The sequence below is a fragment of the Peribacillus simplex genome, from assembly GCF_030123325.1.
In the GTDB taxonomy this organism is placed as follows: Bacteria; Bacillota; Bacilli; order Bacillales; family DSM-1321; genus Peribacillus; species Peribacillus simplex_D.
Genome location: NZ_CP126106.1, coordinates 4,775,240 through 4,802,119 on the forward strand (window position 1 = coordinate 4,775,240; position 26,880 = coordinate 4,802,119).

The 26,880-nt window shown below is 38.6% G+C and carries 35 protein-coding genes; 6 read left to right on the forward strand and 29 right to left on the reverse strand.

What is annotated here, in order from left to right:
* Positions 1-15: 15 nt before the first annotated feature.
* From QNH43_RS22740 to QNH43_RS22775, 8 genes are all read right to left on the reverse strand, one after another.
* A complete protein-coding gene (locus QNH43_RS22740; protein WP_283915802.1) occupies positions 16-912 on the reverse strand; it encodes a DMT family transporter in 897 nt (298 codons plus the stop codon).
* A gap of 491 nt (positions 913-1,403) precedes the next feature.
* Positions 1,404-1,607 (reverse strand): zinc ribbon domain-containing protein, encoded by a 204-nt coding sequence (locus tag QNH43_RS22745; protein WP_076370592.1) that lies wholly within the window; start codon positions 1,605-1,607, stop codon positions 1,404-1,406.
* A gap of 187 nt (positions 1,608-1,794) precedes the next feature.
* On the reverse strand, positions 1,795-2,331 hold the full coding sequence (locus QNH43_RS22750) for a hypothetical protein (RefSeq protein ID WP_283915803.1): 537 nt from the start codon (positions 2,329-2,331) through the stop codon (positions 1,795-1,797).
* 376 nt (positions 2,332-2,707) lie between these two features.
* Positions 2,708-3,664, reverse strand: a complete 957-nt coding sequence (locus QNH43_RS22755; RefSeq protein ID WP_283915804.1) for an ABC transporter permease — start codon at positions 3,662-3,664, stop codon at positions 2,708-2,710.
* Positions 3,664-4,596 carry an ABC transporter ATP-binding protein gene (locus tag QNH43_RS22760; RefSeq protein ID WP_076370588.1) on the reverse strand — a complete coding sequence of 311 codons (933 nt, stop codon included), beginning with the start codon at positions 4,594-4,596 and terminating at the stop codon, positions 3,664-3,666. The genes QNH43_RS22755 and QNH43_RS22760 overlap by 1 nt, the downstream gene beginning before the upstream one ends.
* A 262-nt stretch (positions 4,597-4,858) precedes the next feature.
* Positions 4,859-5,098, reverse strand: coding sequence for a hypothetical protein (locus QNH43_RS22765; RefSeq protein ID WP_283915805.1), 240 nt, complete (start codon positions 5,096-5,098; stop codon positions 4,859-4,861).
* Positions 5,099-5,160: 62 nt separating this feature from the next.
* Positions 5,161-5,655, reverse strand: coding sequence for a GNAT family N-acetyltransferase (locus QNH43_RS22770; RefSeq protein ID WP_283915806.1), 495 nt, complete (start codon positions 5,653-5,655; stop codon positions 5,161-5,163).
* Positions 5,656-5,760: 105 nt separating this feature from the next.
* Positions 5,761-6,414: an HAD family hydrolase gene (locus QNH43_RS22775; protein WP_076370582.1), complete on the reverse strand. Its 654-nt coding sequence runs from the start codon at positions 6,412-6,414 to the stop codon at positions 5,761-5,763.
* Between the two features lie 290 nt (positions 6,415-6,704).
* On the opposite strand from QNH43_RS22775, the gene QNH43_RS22780 reads away from it, so the two are divergent.
* Positions 6,705-7,502, forward strand: a complete 798-nt coding sequence (locus QNH43_RS22780) for a peptidoglycan-binding protein (RefSeq protein WP_283915807.1) — start codon at positions 6,705-6,707, stop codon at positions 7,500-7,502.
* 92 nt (positions 7,503-7,594) lie between these two features.
* On the opposite strand, the gene QNH43_RS22785 is transcribed toward QNH43_RS22780, so the two are convergent.
* Both QNH43_RS22785 and QNH43_RS22790 read right to left on the reverse strand, forming a co-directional pair.
* The gene (locus tag QNH43_RS22785) at positions 7,595-8,128 is read right to left on the reverse strand and encodes a GNAT family N-acetyltransferase (RefSeq protein ID WP_349654784.1); all 534 of its coding nucleotides are present in this window, start codon (positions 8,126-8,128) and stop codon (positions 7,595-7,597) included.
* Positions 8,129-8,139: 11 nt separating this feature from the next.
* A complete protein-coding gene (locus QNH43_RS22790; protein WP_283915808.1) occupies positions 8,140-9,144 on the reverse strand; it encodes a phosphotransferase enzyme family protein in 1,005 nt (334 codons plus the stop codon).
* Between the two features lie 405 nt (positions 9,145-9,549).
* Here QNH43_RS22790 and mntA point away from each other — a divergent pair, with 405 nt between their 5' ends.
* A complete protein-coding gene (gene mntA, locus QNH43_RS22795; protein WP_283915809.1) occupies positions 9,550-9,957 on the forward strand; it encodes a type VII toxin-antitoxin system MntA family adenylyltransferase antitoxin in 408 nt (135 codons plus the stop codon).
* On the forward strand, positions 9,947-10,363 hold the full coding sequence (gene hepT, locus QNH43_RS22800; protein ID WP_283915810.1) for a type VII toxin-antitoxin system HepT family RNase toxin: 417 nt from the start codon (positions 9,947-9,949) through the stop codon (positions 10,361-10,363). Before mntA ends, hepT begins: the two co-directional genes overlap by 11 nt.
* Positions 10,364-10,434: 71 nt before the next feature.
* Here the strand turns inward: hepT and QNH43_RS22805 are convergent, their stop codons facing one another.
* From QNH43_RS22805 to QNH43_RS22840, 8 genes are all read right to left on the reverse strand, one after another.
* Positions 10,435-10,629 (reverse strand): hypothetical protein, encoded by a 195-nt coding sequence (locus QNH43_RS22805; RefSeq protein ID WP_283915811.1) that lies wholly within the window; start codon positions 10,627-10,629, stop codon positions 10,435-10,437.
* A gap of 62 nt (positions 10,630-10,691) precedes the next feature.
* Complete coding sequence (locus tag QNH43_RS22810) at positions 10,692-10,955, reverse strand: hypothetical protein (protein WP_283915812.1); 264 nt, start codon at positions 10,953-10,955, stop codon at positions 10,692-10,694.
* Positions 10,956-11,536: 581 nt separating this feature from the next.
* The gene (locus tag QNH43_RS22815) at positions 11,537-11,956 is read right to left on the reverse strand and encodes a VOC family protein (RefSeq protein WP_283915813.1); all 420 of its coding nucleotides are present in this window, start codon (positions 11,954-11,956) and stop codon (positions 11,537-11,539) included.
* Positions 11,957-12,039: 83 nt separating this feature from the next.
* Positions 12,040-12,537: an SRPBCC family protein gene (locus QNH43_RS22820; RefSeq protein ID WP_283915814.1), complete on the reverse strand. Its 498-nt coding sequence runs from the start codon at positions 12,535-12,537 to the stop codon at positions 12,040-12,042.
* A gap of 161 nt (positions 12,538-12,698) precedes the next feature.
* Positions 12,699-13,211, reverse strand: a complete 513-nt coding sequence (locus tag QNH43_RS22825) for a Type 1 glutamine amidotransferase-like domain-containing protein (RefSeq protein WP_283915815.1) — start codon at positions 13,209-13,211, stop codon at positions 12,699-12,701.
* Entirely contained in the window at positions 13,181-13,354 is a 174-nt protein-coding gene (locus QNH43_RS22830; RefSeq protein ID WP_283915816.1) for a hypothetical protein, read from the reverse strand. Before QNH43_RS22830 ends, QNH43_RS22825 begins: the two co-directional genes overlap by 31 nt.
* 115 nt (positions 13,355-13,469) lie before the next feature.
* Positions 13,470-14,660: a macrolide family glycosyltransferase gene (locus QNH43_RS22835; protein WP_283915817.1), complete on the reverse strand. Its 1,191-nt coding sequence runs from the start codon at positions 14,658-14,660 to the stop codon at positions 13,470-13,472.
* A gap of 379 nt (positions 14,661-15,039) precedes the next feature.
* Positions 15,040-15,930, reverse strand: coding sequence for a LysR family transcriptional regulator (locus QNH43_RS22840; protein ID WP_283915818.1), 891 nt, complete (start codon positions 15,928-15,930; stop codon positions 15,040-15,042).
* 163 nt (positions 15,931-16,093) lie between these two features.
* Between QNH43_RS22840 and QNH43_RS22845 the strand changes: the two genes are divergently transcribed.
* The 3 genes from QNH43_RS22845 to QNH43_RS22855 are packed head-to-tail and all read left to right on the forward strand — an operon-like array spanning position 16,094 to position 18,853.
* Positions 16,094-16,483 carry a tautomerase family protein gene (locus QNH43_RS22845; protein ID WP_076370564.1) on the forward strand — a complete coding sequence of 130 codons (390 nt, stop codon included), beginning with the start codon at positions 16,094-16,096 and terminating at the stop codon, positions 16,481-16,483.
* Between the two features lie 44 nt (positions 16,484-16,527).
* Positions 16,528-17,730 (forward strand): YbfB/YjiJ family MFS transporter, encoded by a 1,203-nt coding sequence (locus tag QNH43_RS22850; RefSeq protein WP_283915819.1) that lies wholly within the window; start codon positions 16,528-16,530, stop codon positions 17,728-17,730.
* Positions 17,731-17,764: 34 nt separating this feature from the next.
* The gene (locus QNH43_RS22855; RefSeq protein WP_283915820.1) at positions 17,765-18,853 is read left to right on the forward strand and encodes an NAD(P)H-dependent flavin oxidoreductase; all 1,089 of its coding nucleotides are present in this window, start codon (positions 17,765-17,767) and stop codon (positions 18,851-18,853) included.
* A 430-nt stretch (positions 18,854-19,283) separates the two neighbouring features.
* Here the strand turns inward: QNH43_RS22855 and QNH43_RS22860 are convergent, their stop codons facing one another.
* The 11 genes from QNH43_RS22860 to QNH43_RS22905 form a co-directional block, all read right to left on the reverse strand.
* On the reverse strand, positions 19,284-19,415 hold the full coding sequence (locus QNH43_RS22860) for a hypothetical protein (RefSeq protein ID WP_260320919.1): 132 nt from the start codon (positions 19,413-19,415) through the stop codon (positions 19,284-19,286).
* A gap of 152 nt (positions 19,416-19,567) precedes the next feature.
* Complete coding sequence (locus tag QNH43_RS22865) at positions 19,568-19,666, reverse strand: aspartyl-phosphate phosphatase Spo0E family protein (RefSeq protein ID WP_283915821.1); 99 nt, start codon at positions 19,664-19,666, stop codon at positions 19,568-19,570.
* Between the two features lie 239 nt (positions 19,667-19,905).
* Positions 19,906-20,247, reverse strand: coding sequence for a thioredoxin family protein (locus QNH43_RS22870; RefSeq protein ID WP_283915822.1), 342 nt, complete (start codon positions 20,245-20,247; stop codon positions 19,906-19,908).
* Between the two features lie 2 nt (positions 20,248-20,249).
* Positions 20,250-21,227, reverse strand: a complete 978-nt coding sequence (trxB, locus tag QNH43_RS22875) for a thioredoxin-disulfide reductase (RefSeq protein ID WP_283915823.1) — start codon at positions 21,225-21,227, stop codon at positions 20,250-20,252.
* A 166-nt stretch (positions 21,228-21,393) separates the two neighbouring features.
* Complete coding sequence (locus tag QNH43_RS22880; RefSeq protein ID WP_283915824.1) at positions 21,394-22,002, reverse strand: cysteine dioxygenase family protein; 609 nt, start codon at positions 22,000-22,002, stop codon at positions 21,394-21,396.
* Positions 22,003-22,234: 232 nt separating this feature from the next.
* Positions 22,235-22,978 (reverse strand): amino acid ABC transporter ATP-binding protein, encoded by a 744-nt coding sequence (locus tag QNH43_RS22885; RefSeq protein WP_283915825.1) that lies wholly within the window; start codon positions 22,976-22,978, stop codon positions 22,235-22,237.
* Between the two features lie 20 nt (positions 22,979-22,998).
* Entirely contained in the window at positions 22,999-23,682 is a 684-nt protein-coding gene (locus tag QNH43_RS22890; RefSeq protein ID WP_283915826.1) for an amino acid ABC transporter permease, read from the reverse strand.
* Between the two features lie 12 nt (positions 23,683-23,694).
* On the reverse strand, positions 23,695-24,516 hold the full coding sequence (locus QNH43_RS22895; RefSeq protein ID WP_283915827.1) for an amino acid ABC transporter substrate-binding protein: 822 nt from the start codon (positions 24,514-24,516) through the stop codon (positions 23,695-23,697).
* A 607-nt stretch (positions 24,517-25,123) separates the two neighbouring features.
* Positions 25,124-25,207 (reverse strand): helix-turn-helix domain-containing protein, encoded by an 84-nt coding sequence (locus QNH43_RS27875; protein WP_434060214.1) that lies wholly within the window; start codon positions 25,205-25,207, stop codon positions 25,124-25,126.
* A gap of 134 nt (positions 25,208-25,341) precedes the next feature.
* On the reverse strand, positions 25,342-25,476 hold the full coding sequence (locus QNH43_RS22900; protein ID WP_283915828.1) for a hypothetical protein: 135 nt from the start codon (positions 25,474-25,476) through the stop codon (positions 25,342-25,344).
* Between the two features lie 114 nt (positions 25,477-25,590).
* On the reverse strand, positions 25,591-26,748 hold the full coding sequence (locus QNH43_RS22905) for a trans-sulfuration enzyme family protein (protein WP_283915829.1): 1,158 nt from the start codon (positions 26,746-26,748) through the stop codon (positions 25,591-25,593).
* Positions 26,749-26,880: the final 132 nt, after the last annotated feature.

Genomic DNA, 26,880 nt, shown 5'->3' on the forward strand with positions numbered 1-26,880 from the left:
TAAGGAAAAAAGGCCTCACATTGTGTGCGGCCTTTTTTGAATGGCATCATTTTCAGTCGGTCTTGCCGTCTTAAGTGAATAGAGCACCCCAATAAATATCAATGTAATGCCCAAGATTTGAATCCTGTCCGGTTGAAATCCTGAAAGCAGAATATCCAAAAGGATGGCCACTGCCGGATCGACAAAAATCATGAAAGAAACTACATTTGTAGGCAAGTGACGGATACTATTAAAAAACAGCAGATACACGACGCCTGTATGGATGATGCCAGTAAGTACCGTATAAAACCATTCGGAAGATTTTAGCGTTGTGTAGACTGAAAAATCGACAAAAGGGATCAGTAATAGAAATCCAATGAACATTTGCAGAAAGGTGGTCGCGTATACACTTGTCTTTGAAATGCTCTTTCCTAAAAGCATGGTTGCCGCATAGAAAAATGCAGCAATGATTCCATAAATGATCCCTTCCCATTCAGGGGTTGATGATCGAAATCCATCTGTTCCCATAATGAATAATGTGCCAATGAAGCAAAGTGAAATGGCCAGGATGGAGAATAAACTCATTTTCTCCCTGAAGATGAAGCTCCCGATAATGAGTACAATGATCGGTGCTAAATGATAGAGCGAAATGGCTATTGTCACGGATATCAGCTCGAAAGATTTAAAGAGGAATATCCAGTTTAACAAGTTGGCCACTGCGCAGAAAATGATGAGCATTACCTCTCTGGAATTCCATATTTCGTTCTTGAAATGTCCTGTAATCATCCATGCTGCACATAAGAAAATGGCAGCACAAATGCAGCGGACAAAAACCAATTCCAATGCAGGAAGTCCTGATAGTCCTGAAAAGAAACCGACAGAACCAAAGATCGTCATGGCTAGAGTCAGTTGAAGAAGTGCTATTTTTTTCATTTAATTTCCCCTCAAGAATTTTCCATTTTTTACATTCATACTAACATTTCTCGGGCATGCCGTCACGTGTGATGATATTCGCCCACATTTGATCTGGAATCATTCATGTACACCTGCTATCGCGCGGCAAGGTCGTCATGATCTCGTCTTCCCTGCCTTCCTTCATTTTGGCGGCCCAGTCCGGCTCCATCAGTAATTCCCTTCCTAAAATGAAGAAGGCTGTTTTCGCATACTTTGTTGCTATTCACCAAGTAATGCGGTGTGGTTGATTTCCCCTCCAACGCTCGCTTTCCGCGGGGCGGCGGTGAGCCTCCTCGGCGTAAACGCCTGTGGGGTCTCACCTGTCCCGCTGCTCCCGCAGGAGTCTCGCAATCCGTTCCAATCAACCTTAAATCGTTTCGTTTTAAAAACAACAATCTTTACGAAAAGAGCCATGAAGAAAAACCAAGAATCCCCTTTTCATGAAGAAGGGGATTCCTTTCGTGCAGTGATCATCCTAAGAATAGATCCAGCAGATTACTGCCTGCCGATGATTGCCTATTATAAAACTCCGAATAACCGCAATTTTTGCAATACACAACCGTAAATTGATTATTCTGGACATCGAACATTTTTGACAAGCCTGTTCCTGTCATGGCTACATCCTTCTTAGCAGCATCATTGCTTCCGCATTTCATACAACCCTTTTCGTTCATGATCCTTCATCTCCCAATCTATATATAAATACCGGTCCAGCACCGTACATAATTAAATATACGGATAAAGTGATGAATGGTTTCAGAACTTATAAAAAAATGGAAATTCGTTCCTTAAACATATTCTTTATCGCATCCCTTTCTTAAACGGCCGAACCTCTTAATCGAGGACACTCGAGAAAAAACATTACATGACCTCTGCATCGTCCAATCGTATTTCTGCAACCCTTCCACCTTGAACACACCAAAACTCTAAAGTAATATTCCGTTTATGGTCAATGTAGCCGATAATATCCGCTCCCTGTTCATAGCTTTTATAATAATGATCTCCATACTTCGAAAGAACGTCCGCTTTCTTACTCCCTAATTTAATACCTTTGCTTGTTTGTAGGGAGTTTTCAAATAGATCGTCGTCCGTACTTGAAATGATTAATCGCATAATTTTCCCTTTATGCTTTTCTGTATTGATAGAGGCCGTTTTTAACCCGCCTTTCCAATAATAATAATCATATGCATTATTATTATTATCTTGATCGATGGGTTCTCCATATTCCCTAATAAATTCCAGACTCGATATGTTATCCAAAACCTTAAATCCCCCGATGGATTCATCGGACAAATCTGTTGGTTTTGTCAATTTTTCAGAGAATGCCGAGTACACATAGAAACCTAATGCTGTTCCAATAATAATAAGTACAATTATGAACTTTCGTTTATCATGCATTTTTCCCATCCTTGAATCTACTCCATCTCTATCGGATTATTTCCGTGGGTCACTATTCTGTAAATTGAGCTGCTAACTAGCAAACAGGCAGGAACTGACCCCCATTATGAATCCTCCGCCTATCCCGACCACTACTCCAACAACTGTCCATTGTAAATGATCATGCCCGTTAGAAATAAAGAGAATCCTATAAGTCCAGTTAACAAAACCTTTTTTTTATTCATTTTACACCCCTATGCCCTACTAAATATCCTTATATTATCTTATACGGATATATTTGGATAAAGGTTTCACTTTATGCCAGATTCAAAGTAGCAACATTCCTTTTGCATAAGAAAAACCGAAATCAGCTACTGATTTCGGTTTTTCGCTCTATTTAATTCGTGATATCTTTTTTCTGGAAGAAGAAGAAAGTTAGCGCTAAAAAGATAAGGTAATAGATTCCCAGTACACCCATCGAGAATCCTAGTGTAGCTCCATCGAACATTTCTATGGTTCCGGAAATATAGCCCCTTAAATCAAGGTGGGGGAATAAGACGAATTTTAACCACTCGTATTTATCGATGAATGATTGAATGACCATATTTAATGTCGAGGAAGCAAATAGGATGAAAATGGATATACCTACTGCAAGTGCTTGGTTTTTAAATAATGTGCTTAACATGAAAGCGATTGTCGTGATGACCAGGAATCCTGGTATCCAGTATACGATCATGTCCACGAAATATTCGCCGACCACCACCGGACTGAATTCACCGAAAGATGCGGGATCCATGATTTTGTCTGAATACGAACCATTGCCAAAGAATATGATTCCGATTAGATAACTGAATATAAGTAGGCTCGCAAGTAATAACGCTGCAAATAATAGGGAAGTAATATATTTGGAAAGTAGAATCTTCCAACGTTTATAAGGCCTGATCAACAGTTGTTTAATGGTGCCATCCGAAAATTCAGAGGAAACGAGCGAGCTGCAAACAATAACGACGAATAAAGTGACAAATGATGTTAATGATGTAGTCCATTCCGCCATATAGGTCCAATTCGTGTTTAAGTCAGGGTTTATATTATCAGCCAGCAGTTGCTTGTTGAGATTAATATCTTCCATGATCATGGCTTTTTCATCTTCACTGATTTCCTTAGCTTCCAAAGCCTTTTCCTGTTCTTGTATATCTGCCTTTAACTCTTGCTTCCAATCTTTACCCGATTCGTCGGGACTTAGTTTATAATCGATGACCGCAGCCCCTAATGCTGCCAATAAAAGAAAAGCGATGAATATATAAGTTGATACTTTTGAAAAGATTTTCATCCATTCATTTTTTACTAAGGACATCATACAGACTCCCTCATTTCCTGCTCAGTGATTTCAAAGAATTTGTCTTCCAGTGATTTTCTAGTAATGCCAATTTCATAGACATCGAGCTGATTTTCAATAAAACTCCTATTTATATTGGCCGTTTGTTCCCGAGTGGCCGATACGGAGATTGTCTTCGCATCAAATTTCAGAATCGTAATATCCCTAAACTGTTCTTGAAGGATTTTCTTAGCTAGCTTCCCATCACTGACAGTGAATGAAACTTCATTGATCGTTTCGGTTTTTTCATCAACAATATGTTCTTTCGTATGTATCAGTTTTCCCTTTTCAATAACGGCAAAACTATCGCACATCAATTGCATTTCCGATAGTAAATGTGATGAAATCAATATCCCGACGCCTTCACTTGCCAGTACTTTCAAATAATCACGAAACTCGCGAATCCCTTGTGGATCCAAACCATTCGTCGGTTCATCAAAAATCAATAACTTCGGTTTATGTAAAATGGCCTGTGCCACGCCTAAGCGCTGGCGCATCCCTAATGAATAGGTTTTAACCTTCTTATCGATGGCATGATCCAGTTTGACAAGCTTGATGACCTCTTCTATTCTCTCATTGGATATGTCATTGGATGACATTCGGGCATAATGGAGGATATTCTTTCTGCCTGTCATGTACTTATAAAACTCCGGGTTTTCAACAATGGCCCCCAATTGATTCATTGCACCTTCGAAATCATTATCGAGGTCACTGCCATTGATCATGACAGTGCCGCCCGTACGGTTGATGAGACCTGTGATCATACGGATGATAGTGGTCTTACCAGCACCATTCGGACCAAGCAAACCAAATATTTCATTACTTTTTATTTCAAAGCTAACATTGTCCACGATGGTTGCTTTTCCAATTTTTTTAGTTAAGGATTGAACCTTAAGAACCGATTCAGACATATAATACCTTCCTTTTTTCATTTTTTCCAAAATCACACAAATCCTACATTACCATATTATGCATATTATTACTATACTGAAATTCTTTCATTTGGGTATATTGAACCAATGCCCCCATCGGCGTCACCTTCCCGCCCGCATTATCATAAACACCTTTTTCCTCGAAATAGCAACAACTCCTATGTACCTTTTACTTTTAATACGTTTTTGTTTGAATAAAGTTACAGGAATATTTTATCTAATCAGGAAAGTTTATGGATAATCACAAGCTAAGCAATATATAAGTAAAGCCGATGGAAATGGCCAGGCCCAATGTAAAAAGAAGGACTTTTCTAACAATAGATGGTAAAAGCTTATATATCATCATTAAAATTACATCGATGAAATTCGTTGATATTCCGGAGCCGAACTCTTTGATCTCTTTCTTTTTGCCAAAAACGGCGAACCACATTACAAAAAGACCGCATAAAATAAAAATGATGGAAAAAATCTTATATCCCATTGTATGTCACCCATTTCCTCATAGGTTAAACGATATTGTTATATTCTTATCTTAACTGGTTTTTAGGATTCAAGTTTCAAGATGAATTCTTCAACCTCTTCCCCTCTTGCATGGGAATATCCTTTGTCTTCATCGAATCTTTCAAATCCGCATTTTTTCAGCACCCTGATGGATGCGAGATTATCCTTGGCTGCCCGGGCATAAAGAGGACGCACTTTTACTTTCGGCAAAAAATTGAGCAGTGCCTTTGTAGCGATTCCTTTACCCCAATATTGCTTCCCGATCCAATAACTCACTTCAGGGTTACCAAACTGCTCAAACTTGAGAATGCTGCCCGCAACACATCCGTTGTGGATTATGGTCATTTTTTGAATATCCCGGTTCGATAAAATGTTCTTCCAGTGTGTCAAAAACGCCACTTTGTCTGATGGATCCCTGGATGTGAAAGCAGCCATATAGTTTGCGGCAGGATCCAGTTGCTGCTCGAAAAAGATAGGAAGATCACTATCCATGACCTCCCGCAGCCGTACTCCTTCGTCATTGGTTTGCAATCCCATAATGTCACCCTCCCCACCAATTCATTAAAAACCGGAAAAACCGAAGACTCTGCCATCTTCGGCGCGGTTTCATTCCTTCATCATACTATAATTTCCTTCGAACGCTTATTGCTCAATATGTTTTATAACGTCAGACAAGCTCTTATCCATCATGGATCGGAGGCGTAAATGATGATTTTCAAAAGCTAAAGCTTCAGTCACGGGATTAGGAACGATTACACACTTTAATCCCGCCGTCAGGGCCGCTTGAAGCCCATTTAACGAATCTTCAAACGCCACGGCTTCTGAAGGCCGAATGCCCAGGACTTCAATTGCCTTTACATACAAATCAGGCGCAGGTTTTACTTTTTCAACATCATCCCCTGTAATGAGAACTTCAAAATAGTTTAACAGCCCAAGTTCCCCCAGATGATGAGTGACCCACTCTTTTGTCGAGCTTGAAGCGAGGGCGATTTTATATCCATTGTTTTTTGCTTCTTCTAAATAATCCTTTACACCTTCACGTGCCTGTGATGTTTTCATTTTGACTTCATGAAAGCTTTTTGCTCTGGATTCAATTTCTTCAATATTGCAACTTTCCCCCAGCTGATCCTTGAAGTACTGATTAAGTTCAGTATTATCCGTTCCGATACATTTTACGAAATGTTCGAGGGGCAAATCAGATTTATAAAAAGCCATCGTTTCTTTATAAGCCTCATACCAAGCCGTTTCTGTGTCTAAAATTAAACCATCAAAGTCGAAAATAACTGCTTTAATCATAATGATTTCCTCCTTTACCCTTGAAATTGAATTTCTATTAACATAAACGTACATGAATGAATTACCTTGTTCAACCAAACGGTTCCGTTCGTTCCACGGGAAGTTCGATCTTTTTCCATAATTAGTTAATCACTAAGGATATGGTAACCCGATGTCCGCCTCATTTCTTTTTTATATGTTACATGTTTTAACAATTACTTAGTGCCTTCGCGGTGTTTTTCCTTAACTGCGCCTAAAAGAGTGATAGTTTAACGAATCGTTTATTGCAGGAAACAACGAGGAGGATAAACATGAAGAAAATTTTATTAACGATCCTAACGGCTTCTGTATTCATTCTAGGAGTATGCATGCCAACAAAAGGCGAAGCCGCTGCTTTGGATCGCACACTTTCATTTGGAATGAGTAATAGTGATGTAAAAGTATTACAAGAATTATTACTGACAAAAGGGGTCTTTCCCTATCACGAAGCAACAGGTTACTACGGACCGATTACAAAAGAATCCGTAAAGAAGTATCAGGAAAAATCAGGACTGAAAGTCGATGGAATAGCAGGAACTCAAACGAATCAGAAAATACAGGTACTAAAAAGCGGGGATATGGGAAGACCTGTAGCTGAACTGCAAAGGTTATTGAAAGCCTGGGACGTTTACACATCAACGATCGATGGCATTTATGGAACAGGTACAAAGCAAGCCGTCATCAACTTTCAAAAGCAAAAGGGATTATCGGCTGATGGAATAGCCGGTGCACGGACCCTCAGTAAATTAAAAGAAAGAGCAAGTTCAGCAAGCTCTGCCGTTAAAGAAATAACGGTTACAAGTACAGCATATACAGCGAGCTGCGAGGGATGCTCAGGAACTACAAGAATGGGCGTTGACCTTAAAAAATATGATGATGCCAAACTGATAGCAGTCGATCCGAACGTGATTCCGCTAGGATCCATCGTTGAAGTTGAGGGCTATGGACAAGCAATTGCTGCAGATACGGGCGGCGCGATCAAAGGAAACAGAATCGATGTATTCATCGCGGGTGAAGCGGATGCTTTAACGTGGGGAAGAAAGCAAGTGAACGTGAAGATTATTAGATGATGCGTGACATACACATCATTTTCATATAAAACTAGATACATAACCAAACCGAAAGAGCATGTATTGAATCGATTCATGCTCTTTTGGTCTGTTCAAACCATTTTGTACATGATGATATCATCGGCGTATTCACGTTCGCTCATCTTGAATTCCTTTATTTTACGGCCCTCTTCAACAAACCCCAGCCTTTTATACAATGATATTGCCCGATGATTTGTTGAAAAAACTCCCAAGCTCACCTTTTCAATGAACGGATTGGCTTCTGCCCATTCCAATAATGCTTTAATAAGCTCTTTTCCAATCCCCATCCCTCTGTAATTTTTTCTGATCATCACCCCAAATGAGCCCTTGTGAGACATTCTCTTCCTATTTTCCGATTGAAATCCTATCCACCCAATCACTTCACCATTTATTTCGGCCACGATGATGGTTTCTCGTTCATTTTCCAATAACCTTCGGATCCAATCTCTTTGTTGTGCTGGTGTTTTATTGAACTCCTCCGATACCGCAATAAAATACTCTCCTTCGGAAATAACGGAATTCTGTACATCCAAAACCGCTTCCGCATCTTCCAATTCACCTGTCCGAATCAGATATGCAAGTCCATTATTTTTCATCTCTGACATTCCAATCCCCCTTAATGAACCATGTTCGGATCGAAGTGAACAATAGGACGGCTTTCAATGATTCTTTGTTCGATACTTTTGACGGTTTTGAATAATTGACCATCCGCATTCTTCAAATCATACTTTTTATGAAAAAAATTATATAACGTTAGATCCCTTAACTTTAAAAATAGAGGAATCGCTTCGTATTCCTCAGGTGCCAGGATATTTTCCGTTTCATAGCCTTTTATGAATTCCCTCATGAACTTGGCGGCATATTCATCGAGCCCTTTTATCCCTTCACGTTCCAAACTCCATATCAAATAGTACAGAGGTATGGCCAAATCGCTGGCAAACCAGTGATAAGAACAGTCATCAAAGTCAAAAACATGAATCTTCCCCTCATGAAAATGGAAATTGCCGTTATGTATATCAGAATGGATCAATCCAAAATTATCTTGATGAACTGGAAGGGCATTTAATTTCTTCTTGATTAATTCTTGTTGGTGCATCAATTGCTCTGGAACATCGGATTGGTAGAGTTCGGCATTCAATAGTTCCTCTTCATGCCAATCCAGCCTTTTAAATTTTGTTTCAGGCTGATAATTTTTAGTTTGTTTATGCATTTGGCCAATCGTTCTTCCCCATTCAAAAAATAAAGGTCCATCGAAACTTTCATCGGTGACTTTCATCCTTACACCAGGAGCTTTTTCAAACAGGCAACAATAAAATTCCGTACCATCCGAACCCTTTACAATTTCAACTAAGTTATTTTCTTTCGAAGAGAGAACTTTAGGAATTTCACTACTATTATTCTGTAAATATTCAATCCACTTTAATTCAGCAAGCACTTGACCTTTTGTACGATGCGATTGATGTGTCATTCTTAAGATGTATGGCGTTCCATCCCTGTAAACCTCAAATACATAGTTCTCTGCATCTCCAAGTTTAACCGGGTCCACAGCATTCACTTGAAAAAGATGCCCAGCCAATTTCACCAATTCATTAGAAAAAATCCGCTCTACCGACGCTTCCATGATCTTCACTCCTTAATGATATTGCCAAAAAAATAAGGCTGTTTTCGCATACTTTGTTTCGATTTAACAAGTAATGAGGTGTGGTTGATTTCCCCTCCAGATGCACGCTTTCCGAGGGAGCAGCGGGAGTCTCGCACTTGCGCTCCAATCAACCTTAAATCGTTTCGTTTTAAAAACAACAATCTTTACGAAAACAGCCATTAATAAAAACGATTTATACTATGCTTTATACGATACCAAAATGCCTTTTCCCTTTATTTGTATATTATTTTTTTATTATCTTGGACTCTGCTCCCATCACCAATCTTAAATGAATCCATATTTTTCATAGGATTCTTTGTGGCGAGTACAAAGGAAAACTAATGTTTGGTATACTATGCTTATTATCATTAGGGAGCGTGTTCTATGAAAACAGAGATGTTTCAAAGTATCCAAAAGTTCCTAATAGACAAAATTGATCCTTCCTTTATCTTCGTATTTGGTTCTTACGCGAAGAACACTGCACATAGGGATAGTGACATCGATGTAGCGTTCTACAGTCAAGATTCATCACATATTACATATGAGTTATTTTTATTGGCACAGGAACTGGCAGATATCCTGAAAATAGATGTGGACCTGATTAATCTAAGGACAGCATCAACCGTTCTTCAGGCACAAATATACACAACCGGCATTGTGATTTATTCAAAAGATGACACACTTCTAAAAAACCAACAAATGATTGCTCTTAGCATGTATGCTAAATTGAATGAGGAACGGGAAATTATCTTAAAAAAAATAAAGGAAAGTGGGTCCATTTATGGAGAATGATGTGATTTTGAACAAGATCAGTGTAATCGAGCGTTGCATGAACCGAGTTAAGGTTGTATACGCGAATAATCCAGAAAGCCTAAAGGACTATACGAAACAAGATTCCATCATCCTTAATATACAACGTGCATGCGAATCCTCGATTGACCTGGCCATGCATATTGTAGCTGATCAAAGACTTGGGTTGCCTCAATCAAGCAGGGATGCTTTTGATATGCTGAAGGATCATTCGGTTATTAATGAAGATATAGCTAGGCGCTTAAAAGCTATGGTTGGATTTAGAAACATTGCTGTTCATGATTACCAAAACATTAATTTAGACATTTTAGAACAAATCGTAGTGAATCATCTCAGCGATTTCATTGCTTATACAAAACAAATCCTGAATTTCCAAGGTACCCGGTGAAAGAGGTATCCAACGAAAAGCTCCTGCTTGTTCATACTTCAAAAAAAAACGCCCTATAGGGCGCGACCAAATCAAGTTTCCGTTTCTTCTTCATTCGCTATTTTATTGAACTTCAAGATCGTTTCTTCGATTACTGGATTATTGAATTCCTCTTGGATGGCTGATTGTACAAATTTATCTTCACCATTCATTTCATCCCAAGCATTAACCTTGTAATCTGGATCCCGACGATTTGATTTACCGTTTTGTTCCTCATTAATTGACAACTGTCTTCACCTCTTAAACATAGTAGAGTTCGAACCAATCATAAGCAGAAAAAGTTATCTTTTTAAAAATCATCCTTGATTGAAATGGGTGAACCCGTTGAGGTATGTTGATTAACCCAGTCAAGCGACACTTTTGAAACGGCATCCCACTCAGGTATTTCGGCTTTATGTTGTTCCACCCAGCTCATGCAATATTGCGGGTCTATATTGCTTTCTTGCGATTTCGCCAAGAATGACTGAATTGTGGTTTCGGTACAGTTTTCCCATGATCCACATGTATCCTGCCAAATATGCTCCATTTTCATTTGTATATTTTCGTTAGCCATTGGGTTTCCTCCTTAAATGAATGTTACTTTTTGATATCTTAATTAAGTATGTCCAAGGCTAAATAAATCATTACAAGAATTTTAAAATAAGGCTTTTCAGCGAAAGAATGAATTTATAGCTGTAAAAATGATGAATAAACAGATTCCGATGAACAAGATCCACCAGCGCCAATAACTGCTCATGAAAGGGAAATTATTGCCTTCTTCAATCTCTTTTACACCCTTATAAAGCCAATTGCATTGGAACAAACCAAAATATAGAAAATTCACTCGTGAGATTTAAGCATTACTTGTGAATCGGCGTTTACTCGTGAGTTTTACGCTTTTACTCGTGAATCGGCGTTTACTCGTGAGTTTCAGCGATTTACTCGTGAGTTTAGCCTGTTTACTCGTGAGATTTATGCGTTTACTCGTGAATTTTACGCTTTTACTCGTGAATCGGCGTTTACTCTTGAGTTTAGCCGATTTACTCGTGAGATTTAAGCATTTACTCGTGAGTTTAGCCAATTTACTCGTGAATTCCACGCTTTTACTCGTGAATCGGCGTTTACTCGTGAATTTAGCCAGTTTAATCGTGAGATTTAATTTCCTATTCCGGGCGAATTCATTAAAACTATTCTCCAACCATCCGGATCTTCAATGGTAACACCCGAGTTTTCCCAATATGGATTTTCCGGAGAAACCGGTTCATAGCCCATACCTTTCAATCTATTCGTGATTTCCTCAATGGTTTTACGTTCAGGAATATAAAAGACAAGCAGATTATCTTTTGTTGGGGCAGGACAAGGACTGCCATCTTTATGTTGGGTAAACTCCAGATGATAGCTGGAATCAGGAAGCCCGATCATGATGCCGTCATATCCCTCATGATCTTCAAAAGAACCGATTTTTTTCAAACCTAAGCCTTCACAATAGAAGTTTACAACCTTTTTTAGTTGATCAGTAGGACGTGCAACCCGGATTTGCGCTACTTTCATTTCATTCGGCCATTTACTTTCCATTGTCCCATCCCTCTCTGTAAATCGAATTTGTTGGAAGGCTTTTAAATTGAGTTCATTGACTCAACTTTTAATTACGCTAACAATTAGCCTTTATAGCTGACCTGTCCAGTTTCAACCAATTCCTTCAGTCCCATAAACATTAAATTCCAGCCATGTTCAGATCCATCATGATAGTCTCCAAGAGCTTTTTCAATATCGGATTCTGTCCAATTTTCTTCATGAGGAACGATGATGTTTTGTGAAAATGTCATTTCACAGCCCTTTTGAAGTTCTTTCAGCTCAACTGTAATTGTATCTACTGATTCACTGAACTGCGGCATTTTAAAAGTGAACACTAATTTATTGGGAGGGTCCATTTCAAGATACTCCCCTATCGCCCGATAATCTTTTCCATCGCGATGATCAATAATTTCCCAAGTGCCTCCCACTTGAGGATCATTTTTTGCCACCTTATTTGTCCCTTCCAATGTAAACAACCATTTTCTCATCATCTGAGGGTTCAACCATGCATCAAAAACCCTTTCAGGCACTATATCAAAATTTCTTGTCATCTTTAAAGTGGTTGTTGAGTATTTTTCCATTTACATACTCCTTACGTCATTTTATGGGTCTACCTTTTTACATACTTTTCAATTCTTCTTTTGAGACAACACCCCAACCGTGTGCTTCCAGCTTCTCCATATAAGTTTCCATCCTGATTTCCTCAATTTCGATCGAATGCGGGTGAAGCGAAACAAAACACTCATTCGAAGCAAAATTGATCGAAACCTTTACAACTTTCCTTTTTCATATTTTGAAAGGAATAGATATCATTTGTCACTTTAAATGGTTCCCCGTTCTTGGAGAAAATTGCACTTCCATTTGGTATTGAATATATCTTTCGTTCATTTGATAGGGGAATTAGATCTGCATCAATATTAACCTCGTAATGGACCTCGACGCTAAACCCGACAAATCCCAAGCCCTTGATCACTATCGTTTCTGGATAGTCTTTATCTTTTGTTATTATGCAATCATTGCAGAGAGCTAATGAACCCGCACTATAACCAATGATTAAACCTTGAAAGTCTTTGATAATTGGGGCAAGTCCTTTTTCTTCTATAACATGGATCAACCTTTCTGGCCTTCCACCAATAAAGTAAAGAATATCATGTTCTTTTATGGACTTTTTCATTTCTTTGTCCGAAAGGTCTTCGTTTAATAATTCAATACTTACATTCTCCATTATTGAAAAAGCTTGTCTGATACTTGCCATCCAACTTTCATACCTGGAATTGTCGGTTGCAAAAGGGATATTAAAATCTTAGCTTCAGGTTTAATCATTTTTGAGAGTTCCAGGAACACTTCAACTAATTCATTATTCGTGTGATTTCCGCCGCCAATAAAACAAATATCCATATATGTCCCCCATTTAGTCAGCTGCTATTCTCTTAAAATATTCTATGTAAAAAGGACAATACCTTTATATGTCACCGCTTATCAGCCACCAAGGGCAGCTGAGAAATTTTTATATTTAGATATCATATTGACTTTTAAATTCAAAAATCTCATCAACAGCTTGGTGATATCCACCCGATTTTTGAAAGGATTCCCTTATATTTGAAACAGTTTTATGGAAAGATGGGTCGTTTAACACGTGATCTGCGGCCTCACGCAGTTGATTTACGGTCAAGCTTTGCATTTGTAATTTAATACCTGCTCCAATATTGGCAACTTGCCCTGCAATAATTGGCTGATCCGCGCTTTGTGGGATTACAATTAGCGGAATCCCGTAGTAGAGCCCCTCATTGGTACTATTCATTCCTCCATGTGTGATAAATAACTTCGTGTATTTTAGCACTTCCGTTTGTGGAACATATTTTTTTACAATGAAGTTTTGGGGAATCTCTCCTAAATCAATAAGTGGGGTTTGTTGACCGATCGACATTACAACCGTGTGATTGCTATATCCAAATGCTTCAAAACAAAGCTTATAAAAATCAACATCACGGTTAAAAACTGTCCCGAGGGAAATGTAAATGGGACTTTTTCCTTTGATAGCAGCAAGGTCAAAGTTATCCTGTTTTAATCGTGAAGAGATGGATGGACCTACAAATTTGTAAGTTTGGTCGAATGCTTCTCCAAAAGGTTGAAACTCTCTAGTTGTATAAACGATTGTAAGTGGTGCAGGATTACAAAAAACTTCGTAAGGAGAATGGATCTCCACATCATATTTTCCCTTCACCCTTGCCGTCAGGCTTTGAAAATCATCGTATATACGTGTAGGGATTCCTTCAGAAAGCTGTTCCAACATTTTATCGAATGATGCTTTTGTCTGTGCAAAAGAAGTACAAGAATTGATTGCAGGAAGCTTAAAGATTTTGGCAAGTAAATGTCCACAACCAAACATAGAATCGTGGATGATGTAATCAAAATGCTCTCCTTTGATCTGTTCAAGAACGCTGGGTATGACGATATCTGCCGTACGTAAAAGACCGTTGATTCTTTCGAGTAAATAATTTCTTCCACCTGAGATAAAAGCTTTTATAAATTTTTCACCGTCAAATGTTCGTACAGTAGCTCCCGTCTTCTCAATACGCTCCCGAAAAGCTTCTATCGTAAAGTACACTACCTCTTCTCCACACGAAATAAGCTCTTGCACAACTCCAAGAGTTGGATTGATATGTCCTTCTGATCCACCATTAATAAATAAAACACGTGCCATTTTATCACTCCTTAGGTAACTCTGTAAGAGTATGGTCACTGTCCCTTACCCTTCTCAACTCAAATAATTTAAATTTATCATAGTACAATACTTGAAAACCTCAAACTCCTAATAACCCATGTAATCTAAAATTAATATCGTTTAGATACCATTCTTCTTTTAATAAGGCTCTTTTCGTAAAGATTGTTGTTTTTAAAAACGAAACGATTTAAGGTTGATTGGAGCGCAAGTACGAGACTGGCGTTTACGCCCAGGAGGCTCACCGCCCGCCCCGCGGAAAGCGAGCATCTGGAGGGGAAATTAACACCGCTTTATTGGTAAATAGCAACAAAGTTGCGAAAACAACCTTTAATAAAGAACCTGTTACTATAACCCTCGCTTAAATGAACCTTTTATTTTCTAACAATTCCTCCTCATCACTTAACATATTGATAAATTTTATTAAAGACGCAGGTGCATACTTATCTTTTCGATAAATGAATACTGTTTTGACTTTTCCGCATAGATTCGGAATTGAATGTTGTCTAAGGCCGTCATGTTCATGTTTTGCAATAACACTTTGTGGAAGCATACTTATTCCTAGACCAGCTGCGACACAACCGATGATCCCATCTATAGTGCCAAATTCCATTATCTTATTGGGTATCATCTTCTCTTGTTTTAACCATAGTTCAAACTTTTCCCGATAAGCACATCCTGCATGAAATACAAGCAGTGTCCTTGTTTGAATATCTTCGATAGATGATATAGGAGGATGAATTGTATCTGTAATGAGAATTAGTTCCTCTTCGAACACTTCTTTCTGAATGAGATCAGGGTGATTAATGGGTCCAGCCACAAATGCTCCATCCAATTCATTCTGTAGCACAGCTTGAATATTTTGTTCAGTGGAGCCTGTTTTTAAAGTTAAATCGACCTCTGGAAAATCTTTATGATACTTTGAAAACAAGACTGGTAAGCGAACTGCTGCGGTCGTTTCCATTGAACCAATCGTTAACGGACCTCTAGGTGTTTGATCATCATTCATCATACTTTTGGTTTCTTCTATAAGATCGAATATTTTTTCTGTATATGTTAGCAACATGCTTCCTTTGTCCGTTAATGCAGTGCCACGATTATGTCTATAAAAAAGAGTTGTTTGAAGATCCGATTCCAGCTGCTGTATTTTCATCGTGATATTTGACTGTGCATATTGAAGTTCCCTCGCTGCTTGAGAAATACTCCCCATCTTAGCAACACTCTGGAAAATTTTTAATGAATGCAAATCCAAAATAATCTCTCCTTAGTTGATTTATCTTTTAGCCATCAATAAGAGTGATACCAAATATAAATTTTAAGTATTATACCATATAGCAAATAAAAGATATGCTTATAATATCCTACATGTAAATGGACACTCTAAAACCATTATTAATTTGAGGGGGATACACAAAATGCCATTATTACGTTTTGATTTGGTAGAAGGAAGAAGCGAAGAAACGTTAAAAAAATTATTGGATTCGGCTCACCATGCGATGGTGGAAGCTTTCCAAGTGCCTGAAAGCGATCGTTATCAAATCGTTCATCAGCACCCGCCGCATGAACTAATGATCGAGGATACCGGACTGGGGTTTAAAAGAAGCAGAGACCTAGTGATCATCAGTATTGTAAGTAAAAAAAGAACGGTAAAACAGAAAGAAACCTTATACTCACTTCTTGCTCATAAACTTGAATCGGACTGTGGGATTTCTCCACAGGACTTGATGGTCTCCATAACGGAAAACAGCGATGCTGACTGGAGTTTTGGAGGAGGGGAAGCACAGTTTCTAACAGGTTCATTATAGCTATGAATGTATGCTTATAGTATACAATTTTTGGAGGGGAATCTTTGAAGAATCAATCTTACCTTTTTTTAATAGGGGGAATATCTTCTTTAATCATTGCTATGGGGATTGGAAGATTTGCATATACTCCCATTCTTCCCCTTATGCAAAAAGAACTTTCTTTATCAAATACAGTTGCTGGTTATCTAGCATCAAGTAATTACGCAGGATATTTGCTTGGAGCAATTTTAGCAGGTGCCATTCCTTTTAAGAAGTATAGAACCAGTTTGTTAAGAATAAGTCTGATCATCAGTATCTTAACCACTGCCCTGATGGGTCTCTCATACTCTCCTTTACTTTGGACTGGACTTCGCTTTCTATCAGGGTTTGCCAGTGCCTTTGTGTTGGTCTCAGCCTCCGGTATCGTGTTAGATAAACTTGCAACTATAAGAAAAACCAGTTGGTCGGGGGTTTTTTATGGGGGAGTAGGTATGGGAATCTTTTTATCCAGTCTAATGATTCCGAGTTTAAACCACGTATTTCGGTGGGAAGGAACATGGATAGGGCTAGCTGTTGTGAGTGGACTTCTTGCTATCTTTGTTTGGATCTGGCTCGATGATCCCCCTAACGTTGTCGAAAAGAAAGATAAACAAGATATGATTGTAAAAGTGCCCCCCGCTAAATGGCTTATATGGTTGATTATTGCGTATGGTTTAGAAGGATTAGGTTACATTGTTACAGGAACGTTTATCGTATCCATCGCTGAAAAGACCTCATACTTTCATAATGGTGCTACCTTAGTTTGGATGATGGTGGGATTGGCCGCGATTCCATCCTGTCTCATCTGGTCTTTACTAGCTAAAAAATGGGGATTCATTAAATCTTTAGTGCTTGCAATGGCTCTGCAATCCTTGGGTATTGCGATGCCAGCCTTTTGGATGTCAAAAACAAGTTTTGTCATAAGTGCTTTATTATTTGGAGCTACGTTTATGGGTATCACCACCCTGGCTACAACATTGGGACGGGAAATGAATCCATCTGATAGCAATCGGACCATTGGCATGCTTACCGCTATTTATGCTATTGGACAGTTGATAGGACCAACCCTCGCTGGGGTTTTATCCTCACTCACACATGATTTCAATGCTGCTTTTATTGGCGCAGCAAGTGCTGTCTTCTTTGGGGCAATTTTACTTTCAAGCGGGATTCATTTCGAGATCAGCCCTAACGTTCATCCATCCAATATAAAAAAAACAGAAGAGAATTAATTGGGATCAAAATACAAAATTGGGGGAGTCAATGATGTTGAATAATGGAATGATGAAGCATTTGAAGATTAAGAATCCGATTATACAAGCTCCTATGGCTGGCGGGATCACCACTTCCGATTTAGTGGCCGAGGTGTCCAATGCTGGGGGACTTGGAATGATCGGGGCAGGCTATCAGACACCCATACAAACGAGAGAGCAAATTAGAGAAATCAAGCAGTTAACGCCAAACCCTTTTGGCATCAATCTATTCGTGCCAAACGAATTTAACGTAACGCCTGAAGCGTTCCAATCAGCCAACCAGCTTTTACACACCATTCGTAAGCAATTACATTTAGAACAAACAGACAGCTTTGACATTCCTGAGTATAAAAAAATTCATGAAAGCTTCATTGAACAAGTTCAGGTTGTCATTGAAGAGAATGTATCCATTTGTTCCTTTACATTTGGTATTCCTCCTAAGGAAGTGATGGATAAATTAAAACAGCATAACATCACTCTTATAGGAACAGCTACAACGGTTAGGGAAGCCGTTGAAAATGAAAAGGCGGGAATGGATATGGTTGTTATGCAAGGCAGTGAAGCTGGCGGGCATCGCGGGAACTTTATTGATGGTCATCAGGAGAGCCTGGTAGGTTTAATGTCACTTATTCCGCAGGTTGTTGACAATGTAAGCATACCCGTTATTGCTGCAGGAGGAATTATGGATGGAAGAGGATTAATGGCTTCACTCTTCTTAGGGGCACAAGGTGTACAAATGGGCACAGCTTTCTTGACTTGTATAGAAAGTGGGGCACACAAGGTATATAAAGAAGCCATTTTGAATGCTGATGAAGACCAGACAACCTTTACTCGTGCCTTTTCTGGTAAATGGGCAAGAGGTATTAAAAACAAATTTATTGCAGATATGCTGGAGCATGAATTGCTTGTACCCGATTTCCCTGTTCAAAACCTATTAACTCAAGTAATTAGAAAAACGAGCAGTGGACAAAATAATCAAGATTTCATGTCCCTCTGGTCTGGACAAAGTCCAAGATTAGCCAAAAGTCAAACCGTTGAAAGATTAATGAAAGATATTATGTCTGAAGCTAAAATGTTGAGGCAGCAGCTCACTGCACTTTAATAAATCAAATGTTGCCATTCGTACAATAAGGTCACCAGATATTCCTGGTGACCATTTTTTATATCGTTTCTCTTTAATAGTAGCAATTGGAGAAGTTAATACTTTTTAGCTCTTTACTGACAAAATAGTTCCATAAATGATCTTCAGCTAACGCACCCGTTAGTGCAATAAGAATTTATTATTTTTTGAACTTTTTTACGTCTGGAATTCTCGAATATATATCATATAAATCCTTAACAGTTTGTTGGATAACTTCATCCCCATCCGTTCCATTTATTGCCGTATCAAGTCTTGCGTGATAAATCAATAAAGAGAACTGATGTCGATATATCAGTTCTCTAGTAAAAATTTTTTCTATATTCTTTATTTGTTATATGAGAAGAAATTTATAGTGGAATCAAAAAAAATCAGTCACTACTGAACCTCCCCATTATTCTTTCTTATCATTATTCTCTTGGTTATTCTTTTCTGAAATTCGTCTTTGATGGGCTTTCGTCGCAGCATTCACATGGTTTGCATCATTTGGTTTATTTTTTTTAGAACCTCTTGCATCATTACTCATACTTACTCACCTCCCGCGGCAGCTTATATACGTATGTTAGCTTACTCTTGCCTCCAAATTTTATACGCCTTTTTGGAATCGTTTTGTTGTTTTCATCCGCTGTTCCTCCTGACAAACCATTAAGACGTTTAAACTGTTTTAATCCTGTATATCTAATTTTTCATAATTTTATTAAGTAATAGATCTAATTCCTGGCTATATTCAATCGTTCTTGAATCACACAGGCCATACTTTAATGCTGATGTCTCCATTTTGGATTTTAGATCATTTTATTCCTTCAAATATTTCATAATTTCCATTTCTTATACCTCTTGAAGCTAAAAAGGTCATACAAAATCATCTACTAAATGCACAAAGTCGGCGTGTTATTCGAATTCTAAAAACTGTATAGTTTCTATTAAAATACGTTGATAAGGATGTTGAGACTAAAAAGATGGCCAATAAATATTGAGTGATTGCTCAATATTTATTGGCTCCAGGCAAGGATTTTCTATCCTAGTTTTCCACTTGCCTCTACAATTTGATTAAGAAACTGTTCAACCTCTTCCTGACTTTTTCCAACTTTACTTACAAACCGGTTCAGTTCCTTCCCTTCTTTAAAAGCAATAAAGCTTGGGATTCCGTACACATCCAGCTTCTCCAATACCTCTGGAAAATGTTCACGATTTACTGCAATCATATCTACTTTTTCTCTATACGCTTCTTCCAAGATGGGCATAAATAAATCGGTATGCTGACAGTCTGGGCAATATTCGGCATAGAATTTGGCCATAACTGGTCTTGTTGATAAAATCGCCTCTTCAAACTCTTGTTTTGTTTTAATCTCTTTCATTATTAAAATCCTCCCCATATTTGGTTCTCATTGATAGATTGATTGTTTCCACTACATAATTCACTTGCATCAAGATATTTTTCGCAATCCAGAGCAGCCATACAACCACTTCCCGCAGCCGTAATGGCTTGGCGGTATTTATGATCTTGAACATCCCCGCAGGCAAATACACCTGGGATATTCGTTTCGGTTGTACCAGGATTCACCATGATATATCCGATATCGTCCGTTTTGATTTGATTGTTTAAAAATGCTGTGTTCGGTTTGTGCCCAATGGCAATGAAAATACCATCAGCTTCCAGAATTTCCTCTTTTCCTGTTTCGCTGTTTTTTACTTTCAAGCCAGTAACATGTCGATCCCCTGCGATCACTTCTTCAGGAATGGAATTTAAGCTCCACGTAATTTTTGGATTCTTTTTGGCACGGTCTTGCATAATTTGGGAAGCGCGAAGCTCCTTTCTGCGGTGGACAACCCGAACCTCCGAAGCAAACTTCGTTAAAAAATTTGCCTCCTCCATAGCAGAATCTCCGCCCCCGACAACGATAATTTTCTTTCCTCTAAAGAAAAATCCATCGCATGTTGCACAGGTGCTTACCCCACGCCCAATATTTTCTCTTTCCCCTGGAATCTCCAAAAGTTTCGCTGAAGCTCCCGTTGAAATGATTAAAGATTGCGTTTTAAGCTCCCCTACTCCTTCCACCGTTAAGGTAAAAGGGTTATTGGAAAAGTCGACTTTTTTAACCCAGCCTCTTTTAAACTTTGCTCCAAAAAACTCAGCTTGCTTTCGCATGTTCTGCATCAACTCTCGTCCCATAATCCCTTCAGGAAATCCAGGAAAATTCTCGACATCTGTTGTCAATGTCAATTGCCCCCCTGGTTCAGGCCCTTCAATGACCAAAGGACTTATGTTAGCACGTGCTAAATAGATTGCTGCGGTTAACCCAGCAGGTCCAGTCCCTAGAATAACGGCTTTATACATCGCTTACCTCCTTATCTCTTAGTCATGAATATTAATTTGCAATATTCGTGCCAATCTTTAATTCCTTGCAAAATCACTATTTTTTCAGCCTCTTATAGGTTAATCATTCCTATTTCCTATCACGTTTGAGAAAATTTTTTTCAAGACCAAGAAAACATGTACCAACTCAAATTTCAAACGGTGGATTAAAAGCCAAAGCAGGGGAGTATTCAACCCGCTTTTCTTTTGCAAGATATAGCCCCTCTTCGTCTAAAGGGGTGAATACCCGAAATTTTCTCAATTGCTTTCCATAAACATGGATCGTGATAGCTGGTTTATTACCTACCCCCTCCAAGATATGACAGTCTGCTGGAGGCAGTAGCTTTCCTGTATTCTGCTCGTTTACAATGATGGTATCAGTATGCTGTAACTTAACAATATTGCCTCCAGATAATTCCTCTAATCGTATATAATTAGTCACTTTAACCTTACCCGCGACAACTCCTTCTGCTCCCCATGTATCATCGTGATCATGAAGAGTGGTCTTCTGGCCGGGCTTCCAGACTAGCGCGATCACTTCGAAACGATCCTCTGGGTCACAATACAACAGATGCCGCGAGTACCCTTCCTCACTTGGTCTTCTTTTCTCAGAAGGAAGCCATGATCGGGATTGAATTAATTTACCAACCAACTTTTCTGCTTCCACAACACATTCGTTATCATTCTGACTCCGTTCCACCATAACCGTCATATCTTGAACAAAATTTTTGAAATCATATTCATTCGTGTGATCCATTTTAATTCCTCCCCAATATTCTTATGTTTTACTTTCCTGTATGGGAAAGTTGCTTGACTGCTTGTTCTAACTGAAGTAGGGCTTTTTCCTTTTCTTAATTATTCAAAAAAAGATTGCAATTGAAATTTGCAATCCTAGGGTAAAGTTATAAGATTCTGTCGTTCTAACATGCGGGAAAGTGCCGAGTAACGAGTTTTCCATTCTTCCGCAGCTTGGGGATAACGGCCCTTACCTATGAACAAAGTCTATTTAAAAATTGTAATGTCCGTTCATGCCCTGTTTGTTCAAAAATTTGTTGCGGTGTTCCTTCTTCAACAATTACACCTTTATCAATAAATACGACTTTATCCGCTGCTTCACGCGCAAAATTCATTTCATGTGTCACTACAACCATGGTCATTCCCTCTTTAGCAAGTTCTTTCATGACCTTTAGAACCTCACCAACTAATTCAGGATCTAACGCGGAAGTAGGTTCATCAAAAAGCAGAACTTCAGGTTCCATAGCCATCGCCCGTGCAATTCCTACACGTTGTTGTTGTCCACCGGATAGCTGGGATGGATAGTGGTTCGCCCGTTCCGATAATCCTACCTTTTTCAGCAATTGAAGAGCCTTCGTACGAGAGGCTTCCTTGTCTTGTTTACGAACGTAAACAAGACCTTCCATAACATTTTCAAGTGCAGTCATATGAGGGAACAAATTGTAACCTTGGAAAACCATACCCGTTTGTTGACGGAACTTAATTACCTTATCTTTTGGAACTGGTTTTTTATCCTGAAAATCCAAAGAAAACCTTCCAAGCTTAATGGTCCCTTCTGTAGGCGTTTCCAATAAATTCAGGCAACGTAACAAGGTTGTTTTCCCTGAACCCGATGGCCCAATAATACAAACTGTATTGCCTTCCTCAATTTTTAGATCGATTCCCTTTAAAACCTCTGTTTGTCCAAATTGTTTATGCAGGTTCTTCATTTCAATCATGTATAGTTCCCCCTATCAAATTAGCCCGTCACATAACGATCGAGCCGTTTTTCCATCTGTCCTTGTGCATTCGAAAGAACGGTACTGAAAATCAAATAAATAAATCCTGCCAGACAATAGAGTACCAATGGTTCATAGGTTGTTGCGGTAATTTGCTGAGCAACTCTAAACATTTCAGTCACCGTAATGGTAGCAGCCAACGATGTATCCTTTACCAAGCTAATAAAACTGTTTGCCAAAGGCGGGACAGATACCCTTGTTGCCTGAGGGAGAATAATTCTTTTTAATGCCTGCGGATAGCTCATCCCAATAGAATAAGCCGCCTCCCATTGACCTTTGGAAATGGAGAGTATAGCCGCACGAATAATCTCTGAGTTGTAGGCGCCAACACTAAGCGTAAAACCGATAATCGCAGCAGGAAGGGGGCTAATCGTAATGCCTATACTCGGAAGGCCATAGAAAATGATAAACAACTGAACAAGCAGCGGTGTTCCCCTAATCACCCATACATAAAATCTTGCAACAGCGTCTAGGAGTTTAATTCCCGAGATTCGAGCTAATGCCGTAAGTAAAGCAAGAAGGAGTCCCAGTAAAAAGGATACTAATGTCAAGGGAACCGTAAACGCAACCCCAGCTTTTAACATCGGGAAAAAGGAATATACAATGATGTCAACAATTTGGTCCATTCTTTCATCAGCAAACATGTGGAACCCTCCCTATTTTGAAACATCTTTTCCAAAATATTTTTGTGAAATACTTAAATATTTACCATCCTTCATCATGTCGGAAAGCGCTTTATTTACGGCCTCTTCCAATTCTTTATTCCCTTTTCTCATCATGACCCCCATTTTTGCAGGATCATCAAGTTCTGCGACAGTTTTAACTGGTGCATCAGGTTTTTGCTTTTTGAAATCTAGGTAGGATAGCCCGTCATTTACAACCGCATCCGCACGTTTTGAAAGTAATAAATCAATGGATTGATTAAAACCTTCTACTCCAACGATCTCAGCACCATAAGATGCTGCTATATCTTTATAGTTACTAGTTAATGTCTGAGCTGATTTTATTCCTTTCAAATCTTCAAATGATTTAATCGTATTATTGTCCTTGTGAACAATCAAGAAAGGTTTTGACATAATATACGGCTCTGAAAAATCGTATTTTTTCTGGCGGTCAGGAGTAATTCCTACATTATTAGCAATAATATCGAACCGCTTTGAATCGAGTCCTGCGAACATACCGTCCCATTGGGTTTCAATGAATTCTGGTTTCACACCAAGTCTTTTTGCTACTTCCTCCGCGATTTCAACATCAAAACCGGTTAACTTCCCTGAAGAATCATGGTAGCTAAAAGGTGCAAAGGTTCCTTCTGTTCCAATTTTAATGGTCCCTCTTGATTTAATTTGCTCTAGTATATCCCTGCTCTCATCTGCCTGTTTGCCTGGTTGACTTGCTGCCTGATTTTCGGCCTTTCCGCACGCAGATAATACAAGTGCTACGAGTATCGAAAAAGCGATGATGATGAAACTCTTTTTCATAAATAATTCCCCCTCACCAGCGTTGTATAAATAGTGTCATAATTTTCAGTTTGATTATTCTTTCTGTTTGAAGCCAAAAAGATAAATACCTTATAAAAGGTGGTTCTGTCCATTTTGGAAATTCATTTACAATTAAATCTGTGCGACACCAACAACCAAATTGCTCATTAAGGGACGGCTTTTCATTCATTCTTTCGAAGCCAGATATACACTGGTTTCTATAATACAGCCCTCAAATAACGGCTAAGTTGTAAAGTTTTTCGGTTGATTTTGTTTCAATTTGTACAAGAACGTGTTTTATATTCTGTATATTTTTAATATTCTGTAAATTTTATCTATACTTTTCAAATGGACTCCACCTCCTTCTTTTCGTTATCATACATATTATGCAAGAGTTGTGCCAAAATAAAATCCTTGTTAATTCAACATCCCTTCTATCGAACTAGTTGATAAATTCCCATTTCCGCGACGAATATAGTGATAACCTACCGATCCGCACTGTTTTTCGCTTCCCAAATTCGGAATAAATATTTCCAAATATGCGAAATATCCCCCACGGAGACGAAAAAAGATTGCAAATAAAATTTGCAATCTTAGGTAAAGTGGATCAAACTTTTAGATTGTATCGTTTTAGCTTACGATAAAGTGTCGATAAACTAATTTTTAATTCTTCCGCTACTAATACAAGGATTTTCCTAACATTGAAAACATCTCATATACTGGTTTATTCCGTTCTTCAATGACATGATTTAATTCTAAAGCCAATGGGTAATAGCATTTTTACACCTTCTTTACCTAGTTGGATTTTTCCAGATCATCTTTAACCTAAACACTCAACAAATCTCCCGGTTCAATTCCTATCCCCGATTGCGGAAGAAAATCTTTTGACCGACCCTCGAGGAGTGATACTGCACTGATTCTATCAGATTTCAGGAGCCTCCCTTTTCCTTTTTTATACATCACTTGCCTCCTTGCTTCGCTAATCTCTTAATTATGAATATTAATTTGCTATTCATGCCAGCATTATTATTCCCTTTAACCGCAATGAAATTGACAATTCCTCCAGCCGTGCCGTTATTCTAATGCCATTTCGAGATCCTTCCATATATCTTCTACATCTTCAATGCCAACCGAAAAACGAACGAGTCCATCATAAAGACCTGCTTTTTCTCTTTCTTCTTTAGGGATTATCGCATGTGTCATCGAAGCTGGATGTTGAATTAATGTACCTACATCTCCTAGGGAAACTGCTAAAGTACTCAGTTTTACAGAATTCATAACTTTAACACCTGTTTCGTATCCCCCCTTCAAGACAAAAGAAATCATTGCTCCAGGACCTTTCATTTGTTTCTCCATGATATTTTTATCTTCAAAACTTGCTAGCCCTGGAAAATAAACCTTCTCTATAGCCTTATGTTTTTCCAAGCGTTCAGCCAAAATTTGTGCATTTTCTTGTGAGCGGTCCATGCGAATGTGCAATGTACGTATCCCTTGAAAGAGAAGCCAGGCATCCATAGGGGCCAAATTTGCTCCCATAGTCTTCTGCACTTCTTTTCTCATCGGATCAATAATTTCCTTGCTGGAAATCACTAGTCCGCCAATAAGATATCCATGACCCGACAAATATTTCGTTGCACTGTGGACAACAATATCAATGCCGCATAGAATAGGATTTTGTAAATATGGGGACAAAAACGTATTATCAACAATAGTCAAAATATCCTTTTGCTTAGCGACCGCCGCTACACTCTTCATATCCACTAAGGAAAGCGTGGGATTAGAAGGAGTTTCAAAGTAGACCACTTTCGTTCTATCTGTAATGTGTGGTTCAAGCTCTTCCCCTGTCTTAAATGGTACAAATGTTACATCAATTCCAAATTTCTTTACCGTTTTGGATAGAAATGCGTGCGTCGCCCCATACAACGCTGTGTGTGCAACAACGTGATCTCCTGCCTGCAAAACACCCAAAAGGCAGCCAGTTATGGCAGCCATTCCAGATGAGAAAGCCAAACAACCTTCACCAAATTCCAATGCCGCTACCTTCTCTTCCAGTTCTCTTACATTTGGATTTCCCAGGCGTGAATACATAAATCCTGGATCTTCACCTGCGAAGCGTTGTGCTCCTACTTCTGCATTATCAAAAACAAATGTCGAAGTCATATAAACAGGAGAGATGTGTGAGCCATGCCCTGGATCTTTATTTACTTTTACTAGCTTTGATGAATAGTTCATTATTATTATGCCCCCTAATTTTAGTAATCTGAAATGCTGCCGTTTTTATTTCTCATTAGTTGTATGCAAATCTTTATATGCAAAAATTATGCCAATTCTGTAAACCTTATAAAATCTACAGTTTTAATATTA

Bases quoted from the DNA above. Each gene is read 5' to 3' on its own strand.
- QNH43_RS22855 (WP_283915820.1), top strand. From the start codon at position 17,765: ATGTTGAATAATGGAATGATGAAGCATTTGAAGATTAAGAATCCGATT.
- QNH43_RS22865 (WP_283915821.1), bottom strand. From the start codon at position 19,666: ATGGAGACATCAGCATTAAAGTATGGCCTGTGTGATTCAAGAACGATT.
- QNH43_RS22900 (WP_283915828.1), bottom strand. From the start codon at position 25,476: ATGTATAAAAAAGGAAAAGGGAGGCTCCTGAAATCTGATAGAATCAGT.
- QNH43_RS22885 (WP_283915825.1), bottom strand. From the start codon at position 22,978: ATGATTGAAATGAAGAACCTGCATAAACAATTTGGACAAACAGAGGTT.
- QNH43_RS22825 (WP_283915815.1), bottom strand. From the start codon at position 13,211: ATGGCAAGTATCAGACAAGCTTTTTCAATAATGGAGAATGTAAGTATT.
- hepT (WP_283915810.1), top strand. From the start codon at position 9,947: ATGGAGAATGATGTGATTTTGAACAAGATCAGTGTAATCGAGCGTTGC.
- QNH43_RS22765 (WP_283915805.1), bottom strand. From the start codon at position 5,098: ATGGGATATAAGATTTTTTCCATCATTTTTATTTTATGCGGTCTTTTT.
- QNH43_RS22905 (WP_283915829.1), bottom strand. From the start codon at position 26,748: ATGAACTATTCATCAAAGCTAGTAAAAGTAAATAAAGATCCAGGGCAT.
- QNH43_RS22740 (WP_283915802.1), bottom strand. From the start codon at position 912: ATGAAAAAAATAGCACTTCTTCAACTGACTCTAGCCATGACGATCTTT.
- QNH43_RS22815 (WP_283915813.1), bottom strand. From the start codon at position 11,956: ATGGAAAGTAAATGGCCGAATGAAATGAAAGTAGCGCAAATCCGGGTT.
- QNH43_RS22785 (WP_349654784.1), bottom strand. From the start codon at position 8,128: ATGTCAGAGATGAAAAATAATGGACTTGCATATCTGATTCGGACAGGT.
- QNH43_RS22755 (WP_283915804.1), bottom strand. From the start codon at position 3,664: ATGTCCTTAGTAAAAAATGAATGGATGAAAATCTTTTCAAAAGTATCA.
- QNH43_RS22760 (WP_076370588.1), bottom strand. From the start codon at position 4,596: ATGTCTGAATCGGTTCTTAAGGTTCAATCCTTAACTAAAAAAATTGGA.
- QNH43_RS22845 (WP_076370564.1), top strand. From the start codon at position 16,094: ATGCCATTATTACGTTTTGATTTGGTAGAAGGAAGAAGCGAAGAAACG.
- QNH43_RS22750 (WP_283915803.1), bottom strand. From the start codon at position 2,331: ATGCATGATAAACGAAAGTTCATAATTGTACTTATTATTATTGGAACA.
- QNH43_RS22775 (WP_076370582.1), bottom strand. From the start codon at position 6,414: ATGATTAAAGCAGTTATTTTCGACTTTGATGGTTTAATTTTAGACACA.
- QNH43_RS22835 (WP_283915817.1), bottom strand. From the start codon at position 14,660: ATGGCACGTGTTTTATTTATTAATGGTGGATCAGAAGGACATATCAAT.
- QNH43_RS22880 (WP_283915824.1), bottom strand. From the start codon at position 22,002: ATGGATCACACGAATGAATATGATTTCAAAAATTTTGTTCAAGATATG.
- QNH43_RS22810 (WP_283915812.1), bottom strand. From the start codon at position 10,955: ATGGCTAACGAAAATATACAAATGAAAATGGAGCATATTTGGCAGGAT.
- mntA (WP_283915809.1), top strand. From the start codon at position 9,550: ATGAAAACAGAGATGTTTCAAAGTATCCAAAAGTTCCTAATAGACAAA.
- QNH43_RS22830 (WP_283915816.1), bottom strand. From the start codon at position 13,354: ATGGATATTTGTTTTATTGGCGGCGGAAATCACACGAATAATGAATTA.
- QNH43_RS22895 (WP_283915827.1), bottom strand. From the start codon at position 24,516: ATGAAAAAGAGTTTCATCATCATCGCTTTTTCGATACTCGTAGCACTT.
- QNH43_RS22860 (WP_260320919.1), bottom strand. From the start codon at position 19,415: ATGAGTAATGATGCAAGAGGTTCTAAAAAAAATAAACCAAATGATGCA.
- QNH43_RS22820 (WP_283915814.1), bottom strand. From the start codon at position 12,537: ATGGAAAAATACTCAACAACCACTTTAAAGATGACAAGAAATTTTGAT.
- QNH43_RS22790 (WP_283915808.1), bottom strand. From the start codon at position 9,144: ATGGAAGCGTCGGTAGAGCGGATTTTTTCTAATGAATTGGTGAAATTG.
- QNH43_RS22770 (WP_283915806.1), bottom strand. From the start codon at position 5,655: ATGGGATTGCAAACCAATGACGAAGGAGTACGGCTGCGGGAGGTCATG.
- QNH43_RS22870 (WP_283915822.1), bottom strand. From the start codon at position 20,247: ATGAAAGAGATTAAAACAAAACAAGAGTTTGAAGAGGCGATTTTATCA.
- QNH43_RS22890 (WP_283915826.1), bottom strand. From the start codon at position 23,682: ATGTTTGCTGATGAAAGAATGGACCAAATTGTTGACATCATTGTATAT.
- trxB (WP_283915823.1), bottom strand. From the start codon at position 21,227: ATGTATAAAGCCGTTATTCTAGGGACTGGACCTGCTGGGTTAACCGCA.
- QNH43_RS22780 (WP_283915807.1), top strand. From the start codon at position 6,705: ATGAAGAAAATTTTATTAACGATCCTAACGGCTTCTGTATTCATTCTA.
- QNH43_RS22745 (WP_076370592.1), bottom strand. From the start codon at position 1,607: ATGAACGAAAAGGGTTGTATGAAATGCGGAAGCAATGATGCTGCTAAG.